The sequence below is a fragment of the Streptomyces sp. ADMS genome, from assembly GCF_033441795.1.
Classification (GTDB): domain Bacteria; phylum Actinomycetota; class Actinomycetes; order Streptomycetales; family Streptomycetaceae; genus Streptomyces.
In genome coordinates this window covers 48777-68270 of the sequence record NZ_JAVFVX010000041.1, presented here as the reverse complement: position 1 = coordinate 68270, position 19494 = coordinate 48777, and the positions used below count along the sequence as shown (strand labels likewise).

Annotated in this window: 20 protein-coding genes and 3 pseudogenes; 9 read left to right on the top strand and 14 right to left on the bottom strand. The window is 65.2% G+C overall.

Annotated elements, in window-relative coordinates:
* Positions 1-44 precede the first annotated feature (44 nt).
* From xerC to RB628_RS19540, 7 genes are all read right to left on the bottom strand, one after another.
* The gene (xerC, locus tag RB628_RS19570; RefSeq protein ID WP_318321767.1) at positions 45-1100 is read right to left on the bottom strand and encodes a tyrosine recombinase XerC; all 1056 of its coding nucleotides are present in this window, start codon (positions 1098-1100) and stop codon (positions 45-47) included.
* Positions 1100-1282 carry a helix-turn-helix domain-containing protein gene (locus tag RB628_RS19565; RefSeq protein WP_318321766.1) on the bottom strand — a complete coding sequence of 61 codons (183 nt, stop codon included), beginning with the start codon at positions 1280-1282 and terminating at the stop codon, positions 1100-1102. Before RB628_RS19565 ends, xerC begins: the two co-directional genes overlap by 1 nt.
* On the bottom strand, positions 1279-2742 hold the full coding sequence (locus RB628_RS19560) for a replication initiator (protein WP_318321765.1): 1464 nt from the start codon (positions 2740-2742) through the stop codon (positions 1279-1281). Before RB628_RS19560 ends, RB628_RS19565 begins: the two co-directional genes overlap by 4 nt.
* A gap of 151 nt (positions 2743-2893) precedes the next feature.
* Positions 2894-3598 carry a DUF2637 domain-containing protein gene (locus RB628_RS19555; protein WP_318321764.1) on the bottom strand — a complete coding sequence of 235 codons (705 nt, stop codon included), beginning with the start codon at positions 3596-3598 and terminating at the stop codon, positions 2894-2896.
* A gap of 58 nt (positions 3599-3656) precedes the next feature.
* Positions 3657-5063: an FtsK/SpoIIIE domain-containing protein gene (locus RB628_RS19550; RefSeq protein WP_318321763.1), complete on the bottom strand. Its 1407-nt coding sequence runs from the start codon at positions 5061-5063 to the stop codon at positions 3657-3659.
* Positions 5060-5272 (bottom strand): hypothetical protein, encoded by a 213-nt coding sequence (locus RB628_RS19545; RefSeq protein ID WP_318321762.1) that lies wholly within the window; start codon positions 5270-5272, stop codon positions 5060-5062. Before RB628_RS19545 ends, RB628_RS19550 begins: the two co-directional genes overlap by 4 nt.
* On the bottom strand, positions 5269-5619 hold the full coding sequence (locus RB628_RS19540; RefSeq protein WP_006381100.1) for a hypothetical protein: 351 nt from the start codon (positions 5617-5619) through the stop codon (positions 5269-5271). Before RB628_RS19540 ends, RB628_RS19545 begins: the two co-directional genes overlap by 4 nt.
* 171 nt (positions 5620-5790) lie before the next feature.
* Here RB628_RS19540 and RB628_RS19535 point away from each other — a divergent pair, with 171 nt between their 5' ends.
* Positions 5791-6282, top strand: coding sequence for a GntR family transcriptional regulator (locus RB628_RS19535; RefSeq protein WP_318321761.1), 492 nt, complete (start codon positions 5791-5793; stop codon positions 6280-6282).
* A 387-nt stretch (positions 6283-6669) separates the two neighbouring features.
* On the opposite strand, the gene RB628_RS19530 is transcribed toward RB628_RS19535, so the two are convergent.
* From RB628_RS19530 to RB628_RS19515, 4 genes are all read right to left on the bottom strand, one after another.
* Positions 6670-6891: a hypothetical protein gene (locus tag RB628_RS19530; protein WP_318321760.1), complete on the bottom strand. Its 222-nt coding sequence runs from the start codon at positions 6889-6891 to the stop codon at positions 6670-6672.
* Positions 6892-7151: 260 nt separating this feature from the next.
* The gene (locus tag RB628_RS19525; RefSeq protein ID WP_318321772.1) at positions 7152-7940 is read right to left on the bottom strand and encodes a protein kinase domain-containing protein; all 789 of its coding nucleotides are present in this window, start codon (positions 7938-7940) and stop codon (positions 7152-7154) included.
* A gap of 122 nt (positions 7941-8062) precedes the next feature.
* Positions 8063-8506 (bottom strand): hypothetical protein, encoded by a 444-nt coding sequence (locus RB628_RS19520; RefSeq protein WP_318321759.1) that lies wholly within the window; start codon positions 8504-8506, stop codon positions 8063-8065.
* Positions 8507-8757: 251 nt separating this feature from the next.
* Complete coding sequence (locus RB628_RS19515) at positions 8758-9000, bottom strand: hypothetical protein (RefSeq protein WP_318321758.1); 243 nt, start codon at positions 8998-9000, stop codon at positions 8758-8760.
* 113 nt (positions 9001-9113) lie between these two features.
* Between RB628_RS19515 and RB628_RS19510 the strand changes: the two genes are divergently transcribed.
* On the top strand, positions 9114-10454 hold the full coding sequence (locus RB628_RS19510) for a helix-turn-helix transcriptional regulator (protein ID WP_318321757.1): 1341 nt from the start codon (positions 9114-9116) through the stop codon (positions 10452-10454).
* Here the strand turns inward: RB628_RS19510 and RB628_RS19505 are convergent.
* From RB628_RS19505 to RB628_RS19495, 3 genes are all read right to left on the bottom strand, one after another.
* Positions 10432-10965, bottom strand: coding sequence for an NUDIX hydrolase (locus RB628_RS19505; RefSeq protein WP_318321756.1), 534 nt, complete (start codon positions 10963-10965; stop codon positions 10432-10434). The genes RB628_RS19510 and RB628_RS19505 overlap by 23 nt on opposite strands.
* Before the next feature lie 150 nt (positions 10966-11115).
* Positions 11116-14385: a DEAD/DEAH box helicase gene (locus tag RB628_RS19500; protein ID WP_318321755.1), complete on the bottom strand. Its 3270-nt coding sequence runs from the start codon at positions 14383-14385 to the stop codon at positions 11116-11118.
* On the bottom strand, positions 14382-15164 hold the full coding sequence (locus tag RB628_RS19495) for a hypothetical protein (RefSeq protein WP_318321754.1): 783 nt from the start codon (positions 15162-15164) through the stop codon (positions 14382-14384). Before RB628_RS19495 ends, RB628_RS19500 begins: the two co-directional genes overlap by 4 nt.
* A gap of 818 nt (positions 15165-15982) precedes the next feature.
* Here RB628_RS19495 and RB628_RS19490 point away from each other — a divergent pair.
* From RB628_RS19490 to RB628_RS19460, 7 genes and pseudogenes are all read left to right on the top strand, one after another.
* The gene (locus RB628_RS19490; protein WP_318321771.1) at positions 15983-16309 is read left to right on the top strand and encodes a GYD domain-containing protein; all 327 of its coding nucleotides are present in this window, start codon (positions 15983-15985) and stop codon (positions 16307-16309) included.
* 175 nt (positions 16310-16484) lie between these two features.
* The gene (locus RB628_RS19485) at positions 16485-16613 is read left to right on the top strand and encodes a hypothetical protein (RefSeq protein ID WP_318321753.1); all 129 of its coding nucleotides are present in this window, start codon (positions 16485-16487) and stop codon (positions 16611-16613) included.
* Positions 16614-16697: 84 nt separating this feature from the next.
* Complete coding sequence (locus RB628_RS19480) at positions 16698-17378, top strand: class I SAM-dependent methyltransferase (protein ID WP_318321752.1); 681 nt, start codon at positions 16698-16700, stop codon at positions 17376-17378.
* A 95-nt stretch (positions 17379-17473) separates the two neighbouring features.
* Positions 17474-17626 (top strand): annotated as a pseudogene (locus RB628_RS19475) (NTP pyrophosphohydrolase); the annotation flags it as partial.
* Positions 17626-17853 (top strand): annotated as a pseudogene (locus RB628_RS19470) (HGxxPAAW family protein); the annotation flags it as partial. The pseudogenes RB628_RS19475 and RB628_RS19470, both read left to right, overlap by 1 nt.
* A gap of 90 nt (positions 17854-17943) precedes the next feature.
* Entirely contained in the window at positions 17944-18822 is an 879-nt protein-coding gene (locus RB628_RS19465; protein ID WP_318321751.1) for a DUF2797 domain-containing protein, read from the top strand.
* A gap of 12 nt (positions 18823-18834) precedes the next feature.
* A pseudogene (locus tag RB628_RS19460) lies at positions 18835-19318 on the top strand (amidohydrolase family protein); the annotation flags it as partial.
* Between the last annotated feature and the right edge of the window lie 176 nt (positions 19319-19494).

Genomic DNA, 19494 nt, shown 5'->3' with positions numbered 1-19494 from the left:
GAAACGGGCTGGTCGCAAGGCCAGAACCGCGCCTCAGGCCGACCTTACAAGCGGACCTTGCGGACGCCGGCGCGGACGCTCAGCGCTTCGAAGGAGCGGTTCATGTTGCGCGGCTCGATCGGTGTCCCGTTCTTCGTGGTGAAGACGAGATCATGGCCAGTCCCCTTCCAACTGTCACCCGCCGCCTTCTTGTCAGCGATCTGCTGGGCCCGCTGAGCGCGAAGCGCCGTCACACACTCAGCAGGCAGGGCCACGCGGCGGGCCGAGCGCTGGGTCTTCGGTGCGACGATCAGCAGTTCGCCGCCGACCCGTTGGAGCGCCTGCCGGACGGTGAGTACTCCTTCGTAGAGATCCAGGTCCGACCAGCGCAGGCCCAGCAGTTCACCGCGCCGCAGGCCGATGCGGACCGCCAGCTCGTACGCGGCCCACAGCCGGTTGTCACGGGCCGCCATCAGGAGCTGACGCCCCTCCTTGGCCGTGAGCGGTTCGATCTCGCGCTTCGTTCCCATGCTCAGCTCCACGTTCCGGGCCACGTTGCGCGGCAGTTCGTCCTCACGTACGGCGTGCTGGATAGCGGCGCGCAGGATCACGAGCAGGAAGCGGACGGTCCGATCTGAGGGGAGCTTCTTGCAGCACTTGCCGAGGGCGCAGCAGCGCTGCTTGTGCTCCGGGCGGTTCTTGTCCTTGCCCTGGGCGCAGCACTGGCAGGTGGCCGCCGTCTTGGTGAGGAACGCGCGGATGTCTCGGGCGGTAAGCCGGGTCAGCTTCTTCTTGCCGAACTCCGAGGTGACGTAGTTGCGGACGAGGGACTCGTAGTTGACGTAGGTCGTCCGGCGGACCTTGCCCTTGGCGATGTTCGCCAGCCAGTACGCCAGATACTCGCTCAGCGTCATCTTGCTGGTGGCTATCGGGAGACCGCTCAGGGAGTCGGCCTTGAGCTTGGTCAGCTTCTCGTGTGCTTCGTCCCAGGTCTTGCCGTAGACGCTGCGCCGCTTGTACGTGCCGTCCGTCGTCAGTACGTAGGCACTGCCTTCCCAACGACCGTCCTTGCGCTGGTAGATGGTGCCCTCGTTGTTGGCGTTCTTCTTCGGCGTGGCCATCAGGCGGCTTCCTGTTCGGTGCGGTGGGTTACGTAGGCGTCCACGGCGGCTTCGCTGATGCGTCGGCAGCGGCCGATCTTGAAGGAGGCGAGTTCGCGGGAGCGGATCAGGTCGTGGACCTTCCAGCGGCTGATGCCGAGACGCTCGGCGACCTGGTCCACGGTGAGTACGGCCGTCGTCATGCAGGCAGTAGCCCTTCTCGCTTGAGGCGTTCGGTGTGGGCCCTGTCGTGGCGGACCTGGGCGGCGAGGAGCTCCTCGCCGGGGCGGTAGCCGCTGCTGAGGTAGGTCCACGAGGAGGCGGTGACGAGGGTGGTGTTCTCGTCGTCGACCGGAAGGCCGGCTCGGACGCGGGCGGCTTCGGCTTGAGCTGTACGCCAGGCACGGCGTACGTCGCGGAGTGCGCCGAGGGTGGTCGAGTAGGCGCGGGATTTGCTGGAGAAGTGGCCGCGGAAGCCGAGCATGTGGGCCCACTTCCAGAGCTTGAGGTGGGCGAACTCGGGGAGGTGGCCGAGTGCCCAGGCGGTGCGGATCATCTGCCGGGCGTGCTGCTGGACGGCGAGGTTGGTGAGGGGTTCGGCTTGGCCGGTGCCGTCGCAGTCCTTGCACAGGTCGCGGAAGCCGTCGGGGCCGCGTACGTAGCCGCGTCCGGCACAGGGACGGCATACGAGAGTGCGGTCCACGGTGCCCGCGCCCTCGGCGTTCTTGGTGGCGTACTTGGCGACGTATCCGGCGACCTTGGCGTCCGTGAGTTCGCCGTCCCCCAAGGCCGAGATCTGATCCACCTTGAAGCGGTCGCCCCACCGGATGACGCGTTCGCCGACCGCGTCCGATTCGACGATGAGTCGGGCACGCTCGACCGCCAGGCCGACGGCCACGTGAAGGGCGTCGAAGGTGGCCCAGGCCGGGGGCGCGGTGGTGTGGCCGTCGGGACCGTCGAATCGGACGACCGCGTGGAAGTGGACCAGGCCGCGCTGTTGGTACTCGGCGACTTTGGCGAAGGAGATACGGAGAGCCGCGTTGAGTGCCTTCTGTGTCATGCCGAGGTGCTCGGCGAGGGCGCGGCGCAGGTAGGTGGTGAAGCGTGCCCACAGGGCCCCGGCGTGGGCATTCCACAGCACGGCGCCGCTGTAGTCGTAGCGTGCCGGGCGCAGCGGGGTGCCGAGTTCGGGAGCGTCCTGGGCGTGGGTTTCGCCGCAGGAGCAGGGGCGGGGCTTGCCCGATTCGGTCGTGGGGCGGTTGTGGACGGGGCCGAAGGAGGGGGCGGTGAGGGTGACGAAGGCGCGGGGGTGGTCGCGGACGGTTTCGGCGACGTTCTTGCCGCCGGACAGTCCGGCCTTGATCAGGTGGTAGGTGTCGGCGGCGTAGAGGCGGGAGCAGGCGGGGCAGCGGGAGGCTCGGCGGTTGCCGCAGGTGGTGAGGAGACGGCCGGTGGGTTCGTCCTCGGAGCGGTAGGAGCGGACCACTTGGTTGGTGGTCTGGTCGGTGGTGATGGTCCAGCCGTGCAGGTTGACCGGGCTGGTGCAGCCCCGAAGGTCGCGGACCTGTTCGGTGACTCGGTCGAAGTCGTCGGTGTTGGCCAGTTCGACCAGGTCCCGCAGGCCGGGGCTGATGACGTGGCGCAGGTCGAGGGGGCGGCGCATGGGTGGCGGGGTGTCCCTTCTGGCACGAGGGTGGGCCCTGCGGGCAGCAGCGATTCAGTGCGCTCGGGCTGCTGCCCGCAGGCATGGCAAGGCGGGCCCAGGGGCGGGCGGTGGTGGGAAGTGGCGGAGCGGCCGGCGGAAGGGTGTGGCCCTACAGAGCGGCGTGAAGCGCGGTGGCCATGGGCAGGCCGATCCCGAGTCGCGTCTTGAGCTGGGCCACCGTGATCGGTTCGCCGTGCTCGGTGCGGTGGGACGTGGCGATGGAGCGTGCTTCGGTCAGCAGCGGCTCAGGCACCTTGACCGCAGGCGAGGCAGGAGCCGGGGCCACGTGAGGAGCGGCGGGGGCCGGTGCGGGGGCCGGAATGGTGAGAGGCACCGCAGGGCGGGATACGTCAGAGCCCGTCTCAGGCTCTGACTCGATCTCGTCCGGCAGGGAAGCCGGTACGGCGGGGCGCGCAACGGTGTGGAAGGCGCGGAGGAGTTGCGGGCCGACGGAGCCCCAGCCGAGGAGGAGTAGCGGGGCCACCGCGTCGACGGCGGCGCGGCCGTAGTGTCCGGTGACGATCGGTTCGGCGACGTTGAGGGCGAGGGTCAGTAGTCCGGAGAAGTGCATGAGGCGGGTCGCGGCCGTCATCTGTTCGGCCGGAAAGCCGCGCAGGGAGAGGTAGCGAAGTGCGACCAGGAGGCCGACCACGGACAGGTCCACCATTGGGGCGATGAGCGGTGCGATCGGGCCGGGGACGCCGAGGCGGAGGGCGAGGGACCAGACGTTGCCGAAGGAGAAGACGAACGCCAGCGCGGCAATGACGATCATGACGGCGGTGATCGTGCGCTGAGTGATCCGGTCTTCTGTCATGAGTTTTCACCCCCTCTCCTGAGGTGTCGGGAACGTGCGAGGCGGTGGGGCGACCCGCTCAGGCGTCGAGCTTCGTGAGATCCACGTCCGTCGTGCGAGGGCCGATAAAGGCTGCCAGCAGGGTCGATGGGTCGATGGTGAGGTTCGCCGTCTCTTCGGCGATGCGAGCCGCTTCCGCGTCGGGTACGTAGGGCGTACGAATGCGGGTGAAGCCGGGTTGCGACTGGTGGTTCATCGACGCGACGCCGACGTAGGTGGGGTCCTGGAGGTTGATGGGGTTGGCGTCCGGCCATTCCCGGATCTCGTCACCGAGCGCGGCCACGGCGGCTTCGGCGGTCTTCTGGGCGAAGCTCAGGCCCACGGGGCACACGTCGCGGATGAAGGTGGGTATCGCGTCGCCCGTGGATTTCTGAGTGGTGAGGATGACGAGCAGTCCCACGGACCGGCCCTTCTTCACCAGGTCTTCCACGAGCCGGGCGTTCTCGGCGGCGAGTGCGGCCAGCTTTTTCGTCTGTTGGTCGCTTCCCTTGTGGTCGCGGAAGTAGGTGTGCGCTTCGTCGACGATCAGCACGACCAGGGGCCAGCTTTCGGAAGGACCGATGTCCCACATGGACTTCACCCCGAGTACCTGGCGCACCGATGCCGACCGGGCGCGGCGCAGCTCTACGAGTTGCCGGAACAGCTTGTTGGCCTCTTCCAGGTCATCGCCCACGAAGGCGAACATGCGTTGAACCCAGTCGGAGTAGTCACCTTCGTACGCAGCCGACACCTTGCCGTCCGCGCAGGCGAACTGGACTGCGGGCGAGGGCGCCCAGTCGGAGAGAAGCCGGTTGATCAGGCTGGTTTTGCCGAAGCCGGGAAGGCCGGCCACGGTCACGCCGGGTACCTGCGTGAGGTTCACGGAGACGGGCTGCGCGTACTCGTCGAGGCCCAGATCCCACTGTGCTGTCTCCTCCGGTGGCTCACCTGTGGGGTGGTGCTCCGTGGGGAACTTCAGCGGATCCAGTCGCACACCCCGGATGAGGATCTGCCCAGGCTTGTCCTGGGTGACCGCCACCCGTGTGCAGCGCCAGGCGTCCGCGAGGTGCGGGGCCGCCTTCTGGAATTGCGCCAGCCCGACGCCAGGCAGGCATTGAGCCCGCGCGATCACTCCGTACGCGTCGTGCTTCACCTTCAGGGCGGGGATGAGGACGCGCGGCTTGATGGGCTTGCCGTTCGTGTTCGCCAGTGACGCCAGCGCGGTCGGGGTCTTGTCCGTGGCCGACAACTTGAGCATCGGTGCGAGCCGCTTCCAGCCCCACCGCACGCGTATGGCCTGTCGTATGGACTGCTTGGTCATGGCATCGGCGCGAACGTAGCGGACTATCCACCAGGCCGCCCATCCGGCGAGCATGGCGAGCGCCAGGGCGACGACGAGCGGGACGTGACCGAAGATCCCTTGCGCCGGTGTGTTCGGATCCTTCACCTGTGACTCTCCAACGGGTTGTAGAGGAAGGCCGCAAGGGCCGATTCGAGGGCCGCCCGATCCGCCGACGCGTCGAGGCGGGGGAAGCCGTAGGCGACGAGCAGGGCCGCCACCGAGGTCACGAGTGATTCGGTGAACTGGGCACCCGGCCCGGCGTGAGGCAGCGGGTAGCTGCGCTCAGCGCCGAACCGGAAAGCGGTGCCGCTCACGCCGCCTCAGCGGCCGGGGCCACCAGGTCCAGTCGGCCCGCGCGGTAGGCGATGCCGTCCGAGAGCGAGCCGTTGAAGATGCGCGCCCACGGAGTGGCGAACAGCTCCACCGGCATGACCGGGACACCGGGCCGGAGCCCGTTGGGCAGACCGGTTTCCGGAACGGTGATCTTCAGAGCCTCGGCACGGTCCTCCTCCATGAAGAAGAGGGTGATCGTGTAGAGCTTCGCGCCGGTCTCACGGTCGGTGGCGAACTGCGTCTTCTCCTGGTCCGCGTACTTCGGCACCGGCAACGTGCCGACCATGAACGAAGAGGTGGGGAGCAGGCCAACGCGGATGCGTGCCATGGGAGTTGATTCCTCTCGATTGCGCTCCACCAGGGCGGTGGGGCGTACTCTCCATTGAACATAGCAGACCTAGCAGTGTCAAGTGAATCGGGTGAGCTAGCTATCAACTGACATAGGCCACCTATGTCAGTGGGGTGTGCTAGGGGTGCTAAGAATCGCTACTCTTGGGCCATGAGCCCCGCGCCAGAGAGCAAGCAGGACCGCCGGCCGCCGTATCAGCACGCTGCCGACGAGATTCGGCGCGACATCTTGCAGGGGCGGATCAAGCCGGGCGAGCAGATGCCGTCCATCCGCGAGCTACAGGAACGCTTCGGCGTGGCCAACATGACCGCGAGGTCCGCGCTCAACGTGCTGCGGGACGAGGGCCTGATCTACACGATCCATGGTCGGGGCAGCTTCGTCGCGGACCACAATGCCGGCGGGGAGCCCTCGGCGAACTACACCGCTCCGGTTTGGTACTTGGCGAACAGGGACGAGAAGCCCGGTCCGGCCGAGCAGGGGGAGAGCGGGCCCGACGACACCGAAGCTGCCGCTGTCGCCGGGACCACCCTTGCCGAAGTACTCACCGCACTACGTGACGAGATCCGTGCTCTCAGCGCTGATCATCAGGAACTGCGGCGCGAGGTAGAGGAACTGAAGACAGCTCAGCAGCCGAAGCCGTAGTCCTGAGCTGGGCCACTTCCTCTCGCAACTCCCTGGTTTCCCTGCTGAGGCGAACGACCATGGCCCGCATCTCCTCGATCAGCGCGACTACTTGATCCGTGTCCCCGACCTGAATGCTGGTCGCCCCCATTTCGTTGTCCGGTATGTGCTCGATCATCGCTCCCCGCTTGCCGCCGTGCCGTCGTTCCGTGCCGCACTTGCTCGAACCGTCGGGGCATGCCCACGGCATCCGTGCCTCTCCCAGGTTGATCGACCGCTGCCCATCGGTGCTGTTCAGAGTTTCTTTACTGGATCAAGGCGGCCCGCCTACGGCGTGCCGCGCGCGCTGGCGGCCACGGGCCGCCGCCGCTCCCTGTCTCCGCCACCGCTGCGGCGGCCCCCGGCCACTCAGCGCGCTGCACCGCCAAGGCAGACAGCCAGGCCAGGAAGCAACTCGCCCAGCCCGAGCACCAGGACCACGACCAGGAGCAGGCCGAGCCCGAGCGCGCACGACCCCGCCGTCCGGGTGGCCGTCGTTTCGAAACCGGGAAACGTGGCTGATGCCGGTACGGGGTTGCTGGAGGCATACGTGACGGGTGCTTGTTCGGCGCACTCGCCGTCCTGGCTCACTTTCGGTGGTGCAGGTCAGAACTGCGATTCCAATGACCGCCTTCAACCGCCGCCCTCTCTAACTCAACAACAGCTGACGGGGGTTGACGCCGCACCCGAATCCGAGCACGCCGACCGCCCCGGTACCATCGGCACCGGGGTCCTGATCAGGGCTTCCACGACCGGACCACCCGGAATGCTGTCCAGGCTGAGGGGTGGTCCGGTCTTTTGTTGTTGGCGTCCGCGCGCTCTGCTGACGCGAGGCGGACCGGTTTTCGGGATCAGGTCAGGGCTTTGACCACCTCGGGCATGGTGGGCCGATCCCCTGGTGCATGACTGAGCATCGCGTCGACCAATTCGCCCAGTTCACCGGGCACTTTCACGGGCCGACGTCGGCCGTTGGCCACTGCCTCTCGCTGCACAGGTCGCGGAGCGTCGTCCGGGTACTCGACCGCCCGCCAGCCCGTGGCGGAGATGAGCAGCGAGGCCCCGAGCGCGTAGACGTCGGCTGCCTGTGTCGGCTCCGCTTCGCCGGTGTCGAGGACGCTGCGCGCGATCTCCGGTGCTTCGTAGTGGACGAGGCAGCCGCGGAACGGGAAGTCGTGCCCTTCGGGGACATGACCGCCGTGGGCAAGGGCGAGGTCGATGAGGTGTGTTCGTTGCGGCCCGATGATGAAGTGGGCGGGCTGCACATCGCCATGTGCCCAGCCTTTGGCGTGGAGTTCGGCCAGCGCCTCGACGCATTCCAGCGCCACGCTCGTGTCCGGTGCGATGGACGAGTCTTTCCTACGGCAGTGCTCCCACAGCCGGTACAGGTCCGGCCCCTCGTGCCACGGCTGGAAGTTCCACGTGCCGTGCTCCCACTCGCCGTACGCGATCCCCTCGACGCCGAGGCGAAGCAGAACGGCACCTTCGCGCGCGGGCGCGAGCGCGGTCCACGGTTGGGCAGGCCAGTCGGCCGTAGCCTCGATCGGATAGCCGATCTTCACGGCGTAGTGGCCCCGGTGGCTCTCCACCTCCCAGACCGTGGAGCCCCGACGGTTGATGACCATGCGCTGAGTCGTGGGCATGAATGCGTCGAGCACCACGATCGGCAGTTCAGGGGTTGTTGGGGCGGGCAACGTCTCTTCTCCTTCCAGGCGAGCGCGGCCGACCACGAGTTCGGGGCCGGCCGCGTCGCTGTTGTCGTGTGCTACGCCTGACCGTACGGTCGGCCACAGTCCGAGTCGCACTGCGCGAGATTCACGCCGTTCACGGTCCACAGGTCGTCAAAGACCATGAACCCAGCCGCCTTCATGGCGCGGGCCGAGGCGGCGACCATCTCCGCGTCGCGGGCACCTCCACCCGGCTTCGGGTTGTGGTGCAGGAAACGGCCCGCGTACCGCTCGCACAGCGCGGCGTACTCCTTCGTGTGCAGGATGAGCGCGTGGAGGCCGAAGTCCACGTCATCGGACGGGACCATGGGAACCGTGGCGGTGGCCGCCGTGACCAGGAACGCAACCGCCTGGTCCGCGATCCGTTCCGCGCGCTCGGCCGACTGCCCGTTGTGGATGACCACGAAGTGGGCGAGGCTCTCGAACAATTCCTCACCAGCCACCGCGCGACCGGTCCGCTGATCGTTCGCCGTTGCCGTCATGTGCAATCTCCCGGTGTGAGGTGGTGCGTGGCACGGGCATACCGCCCTGATCGCCGAGCTGGGCTCTGGCAGACGATCAGGGGGCAGGTTTGGAGGCCGGCCCCGAACGGGACGGGGGAGCCGGGGAACTGGCACCCGTCCGGGGCGGCCGGTCTACTGGCGGATAGCGAGGGTCGCGCCGATCACCAGGCCGCACGAACCGCTGATGCAGATGATGAAGAGGACTCCCGCGTACCGGCCGATGGCGCGCATCACAACCCACCCAGACTGTTGCCGTTCTTGATGGTCAGACGTGCGCTCAGTTCCTCCCGCGCGCTGAGCGCCACCACGTCGTCCGGCATGGCATCCCACTCCAGGCCGCCACGGATCGGCCGCATCTGCACACGGCCCCCGCACTCGCCCATGACGACGCCGATACGGTCCCTGACGCTGTCCTTGGCCAGTTCACCGATGCCTGGTCTGGTCTGCTGATTGCTCGCCATGCACACGAGCATCGCGATTGGGGTGCTCCGCCAAAAGGTCAGGCTGATTACCCAACTTGGGTAACATCGCGGGAAGTAGAGAATCAGCGACGTTGCGTAGCCCTCGCAGTGTGGGAGCTTGCCCGATGCCCGACGCCGACCGGCCGCAGGAACTGCCTGCCAGGCTGCTCACCGATCCCGAGATGATCAACGCGTGCCGGGTACGGGACTTCGGCAGAGTCTTCCGGCTGGTCAAGACCAAGGCGGGCATCTACCCGTCGATGATCGCCAGGCGATGCGAGCTGACACCTAGCCGAGTCGGTGAAGTAATCGCTGGCAGACGTCAGTTGCTGCACATGGACGTCGTCGAACGCATCGCGGACGGCTTGCGGATCCCAGGGCACATGCTCGGTCTTGCCCGTCGTCCCTGGGAGACGCCCCAGGCTCTCGTGGTCACCGAGCGCGAGGCACCGCAAGCGCCGGAGCCAGCACAGCCGACCCCCGCGTCTCTGCCGGGGCCGGACGTGGACAGCATCCTGGCTCTGGCCACTCGAACGAGCCTCAGCACAGCCACACTTGACGCGTTCCGATCCTCCATCGAGGACTACTGGCGCCGGGACGACCAGCACGGCGGCGAGGCTCTGAGGCCGGCCATCGTCGGTCAGCTCCGGCATGTCGTCGGCCTGTTGAAGGAGAGCCGACCGCCGTCGATCCAGAACGGCCTGTACGGAATCGCGGCCGAGTTGGCGCGCCTCACCGGCTGGACCTACTTCGACGCCCGCCAGTACAACCAGGCCCGCGCGTACTTCACCGAGGCCCTGCAACTGGCCAAGGAGATCGACGACCGTCAGTTCATGGCCAACGTCCTGGCCTGCATGAGCTTGCAGGCCACGTACCAGGACAAGCCGGGGGACTCTCTGGCACTCGTCACCGCTGCTCAGGACCAGGCTCGCCCAGCTCTCGGCACCACGCCGCGCGTCATGTCGATGCTATCCATGCGCGAGGCCTTCGCCCATGCCACCCTCGGCAACCGGGATTCCACGCACCGGGCGATCGGGGAAGCCCACCGTCACTTCGAGCAGATCGAGGCGAATGACCCGGATCCGTCGTGGGTGACCTACTTCGACGAGCTGAAGCTCATAGTGGACACCGGCATTGCTCACGGCAGACTTGGGGAGGCCGCGACAGCGGAGCCCTTGATCGCGGATGCTCTGCGGCGGGAGAACAGCACCAACCAACGCGGCCGGGCGTTTCACGCGTTTTGGCTGGCCCGTACGCAACTGGACCAAGGGAAACTTGCCCAGGCGTGCCACACCGCCACGCAAGCGCTGGTGCCCGCTTCGGCGGTGTCCTCCGAGCGGGTGTCGGGCCATCTACGCGAGTTCTACGAGCAGTTGGCCCCGCACAGGCGGGAGCCCGTAGCCCTGGCCTTCGAGGCACGGCTACGGGAACTCCTCCCACCGTTCAGCGGATCGCTTCGTCCATGAGCACGTACAGGAGGCCGACGAGGGATCCGCTGCTCACGATCTCGCGGCGGTCGATCATTCCGCGCACCTCGCTGAGGGGGATCCACTCGATGCGGTCGGACTCGTTCTTCTCGGTTGGCGGGCTGTCGTAAGTCGCGCCGTCCGCACGGAAGACGTGGTGCTGCGAGTCGGTGATCCCATTGGCCGGCTCGGCGTAGATCAGAGGCTTGATGGGACCGGGTCGCCAGCCCGTCTCCTCCAGGACTTCACGGGCCGCCGCCTCCTCAGGAGACTCACCCTCCTCGACCAGGCCCATGGGCAACTCCCAGGCCCACGAGTCGGTGATGAAGCGGTGCCGCCACATCATCAGCACCTCCTGGCGGTCGTTGACCACGGCGGCCACGGCCAGGTGCCGGAGGCGAACGACGTGGTACTCCCACCGGGCCCCGTCAGGCTGCTGGACGTCGACCAGACACAGGTTCACCCACTTGTTCGTGTAGATCTGTCGCTCACCGTGGGTCTTCCACTCCATACCTGCGGCCCCTCTCGATCGGTCTCCAGGATCTCAGACCAGCAAGGGATTCTAACCAGGGATAGGTAAGGTTCGCGTCAGAGTGACGAAATGGCTGGAGCTGCCGGCTGGTCGGCTAGCAGGAGGGCCCAACCGCGAGAGTGCGGTTGCCTACTCAGCCAGTGGCTCCCCAGACAAAACCTGCCAAGCCCGCCGGTAATCCTCACCAGACATGGCCGCTCCGGCTGGACGGTGGATCTCCCATTCAGATGCAGGTAGAGAGCTTAGGAATTCACGAGCCTGGCTGGCGTTTGGAAGCTCATTCGAATGCGATAGCAACGATGAACCCAGCGATTCAGCGACCGAACGGGGGGCTGAAGCCATTCTCATGATGACGCCCCCTTCGGTGGAAACACCGTGATATAGCATGGCACCCAGCAAATTCACCTGCCGAGCATCATCAGGTGACATCTCGTCAAAGTTAAGCCCGGAAGTCGGCATTTTGCTCAGCGCGGAGAGTCCCCAGGTTCCGGCAGTTGCCAAATTCTTGTAGATCAGCTTGCATGCTTCAGAGAGAGATTTTGTTGCAGCGTCGGACCCTGTCCTCTGGAAATATCGTTCCGCGATCTCTTTAATAGAGACGCCGTTTACCCAGTCAACAGCGATCTCTGCAGCCCTTGTCCCTCCATCTGCCCTTCCCGGGGCCAATGCCTCAATGTCATCCTTAACCTGGTCCACTTTCATGAGGACGCCCATCAGTTCGGGCAAGGAACTGTCAGGACCATTCCTGAAAAGACTCTGAGGCTTCCAGTCCTCAAGTGAGAGCGGGCCATCGAGGCGCCTAAGCTCGATTAGGGCCGATCGAACGGATTCCGGCGCAAAACCGGTACTATCGGCCAGCCGTGCGTTCTCGGGATGCTCGGCCAAAGTTTGCGCATAGGCCCTCGTGGCCTTAAGTAGGGCACGGCCTTGCTGTTGCTCCGCTGCTCCTCCTTCAGACAGTGAGGTATAGCCGAAAGTGTTACGCAGGAGCAGTTCGGACTTAGAGAGTACCTCGTCCAGAGAGGTGCTCTGATTGTACAAATGAGCTACGTAGCTACGAAAATCAGTCCATTGCTCAGAGTAAATCATGTTGTCAAGCTGAAGGAGCAATCCGCTAGCTGATAGGTCCTTCAGGAGGGTGACCAATTGTGAGGCGAGTGAGCCAGCGGCATGTTGCACATAGCGCGAAATATCCAGTTCATCTGATCCATTATCACGGCAAGCAAGGCCGACTACGCCAATGCTGTCGTGGTCTACTCGCCCAGCTCGGCCAACCAGGTTCCAGAAGCTGCGCATAGGCATTTCTTCCTGGTGGTCTTTGTATGGGATCTGCCTATTGGCGATGAATAGCGATGAAACAGGGAAATTCAACCCCTGTGCGATTCCGGTAGTGGCCACAAGAATCTTTAGTTCGCCAATTTCGGCCAGCCATTCCATCATGCTGCGGGCTTCATCTGAAAGGCCAGCGTGATGGACACCAATGCCGGATTTGAGCAATGCAATAAGCTCGAAATCCGGGCTTACTTCGGTGGCTAGAAAACGCTGCACCAGTGCGATGTTTTCAGAGACTTCATGATCCGTAAAACTCTCACTCAACGTCCGCGCGATAGACCAGGCATTCGGGATGGTGCTGGCCATAACAATGCTTGTGCCGCGTGCACACATTGCGCGTGCCCCAGCCGCTGCAATTAGTCCGAGATTATTCTTTACCTTGGAATGCGTGAGATCGAATGGTGCAGTGTTGCCCACCTGCATAAGTTGATCAACAACAAGAGTGTCAGCGCTTGTTAGTAGAGTTTTGTAGTTAAGCGTCCAGGCTCGCCGATTCGACCCCGATGGCTCGGCAATTTTTACAAGCCCGATCATCCTGTCATTGGGCTGCCAAGCCGAAGATCCAAGGCTAATACTCCGTCCGCTCTCAGGTGATAGCCATCTGGCCAAGTCGTCAGCGTTAGGGACATACGGCATTAGTAGAAGGAAGTTTGCGCTGGGGCAATCTTGCTTGACCGTGGCAAGAAGCAATTCAATTCTTACGCCACGCTGCTTGTCCTCAATGTTTTGCGCTTCATCGAGGATTAGCAGAGAAAGTGGCCGATCTACTGCTGAATTCCGAATTAGCAAGTGTAGTTTCTCTGGCGTGGCCACCAAGATGTCAAAAGGCGCACTCGCGTCAGTGACCATGCGCTGTTCAATATCATCAAGCTCAACAGCGGCGGACAGCTGCTCAACACGCAGATTCAGGGGTGAGAGATCCTTGCGTAGCCGGCGAGTGATTTGGGAAACGAGGGCACGCGTGGGGGCCACGTAGGCAACCCAACCGCGATCCAACTGAAATTGCCCGAGAGCCTGCACGATTTTGAACTCTGCAAGGACAGTCTTTCCTGCGCTTGTTGGAAGGTCAACAACCACAGCACTAGCAGCCTGATCCAAGAGGCCCTGCTCTAGGAGAGCAGATCTCTGCGGAGGAAGAAATTCGAACAGCGAATTCCTGGTCTTTTCCTCCACAAGTCTGCGAGTCTCTCCACCGACAGCAGCAAGTGCCCACAGGGATCCTGCCGTCATGCGAGTCGCCAATAGGTGGAGCCACCGAAGCGTCACCTCAGATGCTGCGTCTAGAGAAGCTTCAGCTGCTTCGATTGCCCTTTCAAAGTGGTAGTCCAGTTCTGCGCGAATCGAAACAGGAGTCCCCTGCATCAGATATTGCGCCAAGAGCTCACTAGAACGTGCCCAATGGTAGAGGCTGATGAGCCGCCACGCTTTCGGTTTAGCGGATCCATCATTGTGCGCGGCTGCTAGGTATCCCTCCTCCTTTTCCTCTTGCAACTCCCTCAGGCGAACGACGGACTCACAGACCGCAGTTAGGTCTTCCCAACCCTCTTTTCGCAGTAGTCGGATCCAGATTTCGGCCAGAGTGCGGAGAATCTCTCCTTCCCAATCTTCAACTACCTGGGGTAGACGCTCCGGAGTTACATCCCGATCACGGAGCCAAGCCCGGAATTCAGCCCATCGATCCGCTGTATATGCGAGCGACCCTAGCTGAAGAATCTGATATGTAAAGTCTCGAAGGTCGGTATCTTCGAGTGGCAGGCTACGGCGAAGCTCAAACGCCTTGTAAGCGGCTGCTTCAGAAATATTAGCTTGCTCATCCGTTACGCCGCGTTGGGCACGGAATAGACTTGGGATTCCCTCTGCTGCGACCATCTCGTAGGCCAGAGCGGCGCGGCGGACAATTTCGTCGTCACTTTCCTCAACCTGTGGACCATGAATGAAAGATCCCACATTTCGAGCTACATAGAGTCGCGACGCAGTCAAAGTAGCTGCCTGGATGCGGTCGGGCCCTAGGGCTGCGATCGCCCAGTGCTCTGACAGCTCACTAAACGCTGCCATGCTTACAGTCATGGCGAGGTCTCCCATGCGACTTGAGCGCCTGCCAGGATCTCCATACCTTGCGGAGTCACATAAATGGCCGTGAGTGTAATCTTAGTTTTACTCGGACAATCTTTGGCAAGAGATCTTGCTCGTGCGCGCAGATCGGCAACATTCGGGCTAACCGTTCGGACCAGTGTCCCATATAGGCGGACGTCTGTCGGGTCGGCAAAATATCTTACCATGGATTTCTGGAAATGTTGAAACCAGTCCTTTCCTTGTGCGTGCATGCCTAGATATTTAATTGCCCACAGTTTCCGGTTATCTCCCGATCGGAGTCCCTCCAGTTGCCCTTTCATGCCATGTCGGCCTTGCATTAGATCGGGTGGGCTCTTCTCTTGCTCACTGGTTTTAACTTCAGCCAGAGCTAGAGCAGTTTCCCCTGACTGTTTGATTTCAAAGCCGATCAAATCAACGCCACCCGAACTCGTGCCCGGATTTTTTAGATCCCGGCCAGATGGCCATGGGAAGAAGCAAAAGCACTCAGATGCTAGGTGATACTCGGCGAGAGCTTCACCGACGCGCCACGACTCAGGTTCGCTCTCCGAATGTAGGATTGCTTCCAGGCGAGTCTTATCAAAATCTGTACGGGTAATCGACTCTAGGGACCTACGAACCTCTTCTACGCCCTTCGAGTCTGTAAGCAGCTCCTGAATTGTGGGAGCCATGCCCAGGGTTTGGTCGTCGGACACCACATATCCAGTGGCTGGCAGGACCGTCTGCTCAACGGTGTATGCCTCAGTCCAGTCCATGCGTGTCGTCCTCCCCCATCGGGCCCCCGCCCGCCCCCAACACACGAGGGACCTATGGTCGCGGTTGCTGGCGTTTCCGTCTAGGTCGCCGCGTGCAGGGGCTACTCGCACTCTCGTATCAACCACCCCCCTTGGAGGGGTGTCTCAGCCATCTCAGAGGCGGTCAACAGTGAGCCGGGATCTGCAGCGAAACGCCATCAATCGAGGTCATGGACCTTCAGCCAGCTGAGACTGACTGCGTAGCAGACGCTCGCGGCGAGCAAGGAGGTCGGTGCTGATTCTGTCCATGTGAGACTGCCACTGCGGCTCTGACTCTTGAAGTTGACGGCCATTCTGACGGCAACGACTGCACACAGACACGCACGATCGCTAACCCGAGCGATCAGGGCAGGAGGCTGCTGGCACTCCTCGCAGTCTCCTGCCCGATCCTACGGATCAGAAGGTTGCAGGTTCGAATCCTGCCGAGTGCACACAGGTCAAAGGCCCCGGATCACTCCGGGGCCTTTGGCGATTCCGGGTCGTACAGCAGAGAAGTACGGCAACGGTTGATGTCAGCCGGAGGCGGAGCCTTCGCCGAGAACGCCGAGCTGCTCGATCTGGTCGTCCAACGTGGCCGACGTCGGTGGGGGTACAGCGAGGCACCCGTGCGCCTGAACGTCCGGCGCACCCGCCGTCGTGGCGGATTGCCGTCGGTTGTGGCGGCCACCGACTGTCGCCGTGCCGGTCGTCGTCTCCCGCCGTTCGGGGGATACGCGGGCCGCCGCCGACGCCTTCCCCGTCCGCGGGGGCATCCCTTGATGGAACGAAAGGGAGACATGATGCCGCTCTACCTGTCGAGGTTCAGCTACACCCCGGAGACTTGGGCGAGACTGATCGGCCATCCGGAGGATCGCGCCCAGGCCGCTCAGTCGTACATCGAGTCCGTCGGCGGGAAGCTTCACGGCTTCTGGTACGCCTTCGGCACGCACGACGGCTACGGCCTCTGGGAAGCTCCGGACAACGTGTCCATGGCCGCGGTCGCGTTGGCGATCAGCGGAGGTGGCGCGCTGAGTTCGTTCGAGACGACCGTTCTCCTGACCGTCGATGAAACGATGGCGGCCCTGCGTAGAGCCGAGCAAGTCCAGTACCGGGCTCCTGGCGCGTAGCGGTCCAGAGCGGTACGGCCGAGAAGTACAGCAACCCCAGCACGGACTTCGCCGTGTGCGCAGCGGTCGAAGGCCCCGGATCACTCCGGGGCCTTCGGTGTTCAGGCAGGCCTGCCCGCGATCACTGCACATCGACGAAGTCCGCCCTCCCAGCCCTTCCCTGGCTGAGCCGTACGTGCAGCTCATCGGTACGAGCGGCAACGCGTCGGACACGACCGTCGTCCACGACACGGAGGGCACCTACACCGTTGCCGCCTACCTGACCGGCCGGACGGGTGGCCCCGCAGAACAGTTGACCCCCTGAGGGCTCTCCGGGTGCAGGGCTCCATCGTTCACGCTGGGGCCCCGCACCGTTGTCCGCGTTCCCGGTCCGCGTCAGGATGGCGGTATGACGATCTTGTCGCCGTCTGTTCTGCGCGCACTCGAACGGTTCCATGCCACCCACCCCTGGGACCACAACGCCCACTACCACCCGTGGATCATGCGGCAGTTGCCGAGGCGGTACGGCCGTGCCCTGGACGTCGGCTGCGGCAGCGGCGACCTGGCGCGGCTGCTGGCCCGGCGGAGTACGTCGTCGGTGCTCGGCGTCGACTCCGACCCCGCGATCGTCGACCGGGCGCGCGCCCGTGAACCCGCCTCTCCGGCTGCCCCGGTCACCTTCTCCGCCGTGGACGCGATGACCGCGCCGGCGGAGGGTCCGGACGGTGCGTACGACGTCATCACCTGCGTCGCTGTCGTCCACCACCTTCCGTACGCCGACGCGCTCGCCCTCTTCCGGCGGCAACTGGCGCCCGGCGGGACGCTGGTCGTGGTGGGGGTGGCCCGGGCCGAGAGTCCCGTCGACCACCTGCTGGGAATGGTCGCCGTTCCGGCGAACGTCGTCATGGCCTGGGTGAAGAACCGGGGGCGGACGGCGGAGCGGCCGGTTGCCATGACCGCGCGGACGCGGGCGCCGGAGACGGGGTTCGCGGAGGTGGTGAGGGGGGCCCGCCGGGTGCTGCCTGGGTGCCGGGTGCGGCGGCGGCTCTTCTGGAGGTACACCCTGGTGTGGCGGCGGCCGACGAGGTGACCCCCCTTTTTTTCGTTCGCGCTCCTGTGTTCGGCCTCGTACCTGGACTCGTCTCCGGCTTCTTCTCCTGCCCCCTCCTGTGTCACCGTTCGCCCATGACCGATCCGGTGGGGCGCGTGGAACTCGTCGAACAGGTGGACGAAGAGGATCGGGTCGTCGGGGTGGTGGAGCGCGGGGAGGCCGTTCGGCGCGGGTGGCTGCACCGGGTCGCCACCACCGTGTGCCGGGATGCGGACGGGCGGGTGCTGCCCTGCATCTCGCCGGGTGGGGCAAGCCACCGGGTGTGCGGCCACGGAGCGAGTGGCGGATGCGGGCCCGGGACCGCTCGGCGCGGGCGGGGCATCCCGGGTGCGTGGGGTGCCGGCTGGCGGGGCGGGGGCGGGGGTGGCGCGCGGGCAGTACGGGCGTCGCCGGCGGTGCGAGCGGTACGGGCATCGCCGTCGAGGTCGCCGAGGTCGTTCCGGAACGTGTCTGACTTGCTGATCGCCTCGCCCTCTCGCCCTCTCGCCTGGACCTTTGTCGTCCGAAGGGGTGTTGTCAGTGGTATCCCCTACCCTCGCAAGGGATGGCACAGGCGTGGAGATGCTCGGGGCTGCGGTGGTCGGCGGACGGTCCCGTGCTGCGGTGGGACGGTGGGCGTCGTAGTGCGCTGACGTGGGGGAAGAGGGTGGCCTTCGGGGTCACGGAAGGGGGCGTACGGACATGTGTGGGAGCGCGGGGCAACGCCTGTCCGATACGGGCGGGAGTGCCGGGGCGGAGTACGGGGGCGCGGTGCGAGGAGTGCGCGCGGCTGGACCGGGCGCACTCGGTCGCCGCAGACACGATCGCGGACGATCCACGCCCCTATCGCGTATATCTGGCGTGGTTCGGGCCCGGGATGACCAAGGTCGGCATCACGGCGCTGGAGCGGGGCTCGGCGCGGCTGCTTGAGCAGGGTGCCGTCGTCTTCAGCTGGCTGGGAGTCGGCCCGCTGATGGCCGCCCGGCGTACGGAGGAGCTGCTGCGCGCCGCGCTCGGAGTGCCGGACCGGATTCCGTACGCCGGCAAGCGGGCGGTGCGGGCCGCGCTGCCGGGGTCGGCGGCGGAGCGAGCCGCCGAGGTCGAGGCGCTGCACGCCCGGGCGGTGAGGCTGGGCGGCTGGCCCGAGTCGCTGGAGCGGACGTCCTGTCAAGTCGTCGACCACGCCGGGGTGTTCGGGCTGACGGGGCTCGCGCCGGCCGTGGGTGCGGTGAGCGAGCTGGCGGCCGGGGGTGTCGTTGGAGGCGAGCTGGTGGCGGCGGCCGGGCCCGATCTGCATCTCGCGGCCGAGGACGGGCGGGGAGTGGTGGTGCTGGACACCAGGCTGATGACCGGGTGGGAGCTGGTACCCGTCGGGAGCGGTGGACTTACCGTCCCCGTGCGGGAGTTCAAGGAGGCGGCGGGGGTGCAGGACGAGCTGTTCTGAGCCCGGACGCCGTACGACCCGGCAGACGAACTCTGCGACCCGGTCTGGGGGCTGCTCGCCGAGGCCGGAACACCCGTGGTGATCCACTGCGGTTCCGGGCCGGCGCCCGGCAGGCACACCGGGCCCGAGCCGATCGGGCGCGTGCTGGCCCGGCACCCAGGCTGCGGCTGATCGTCGCGCACGTGGGGATGCCCGAGTACGAGGACTTCCTCGGCCTCGCCGAGCGGTACGAAGAGGTGCGGCTGGACACGACCATGGCGTTCACCGACTTCGCGGAGCGGATCAGCCCGTTTCCCCGGCCCGTACTCCCCCGGCTGGCGGACCTCGGCGACCGCGTCCTGCTCGGCTCGGCCTTCCCGAACATCCCGTATCCGTACGTGCACCAGCTGCACGCCCTGGAGCGCCTGGACCTCGGCGACGACTGGCTCCGGGCCGTGTGCCACGACAACGGGCGCGGCTGTTCGGGCTCTGGCGGATACGGATGAGGAGGGCCTGACATCGGCATGAGTCCGAGGTGAGAAGGGGCGGCCCGTGGGGACAAACGGGGCGTACGGGAGTGGGATGCGTAACTTCGGATCAGGTTCGCCCAGGAGACGCACAGGATGCCCCTCGGTGGCCTCCGGGTCTTCCCGGTAGCTGGTCCAACGCTCCGCGGGGTTACGGAAACCGCAG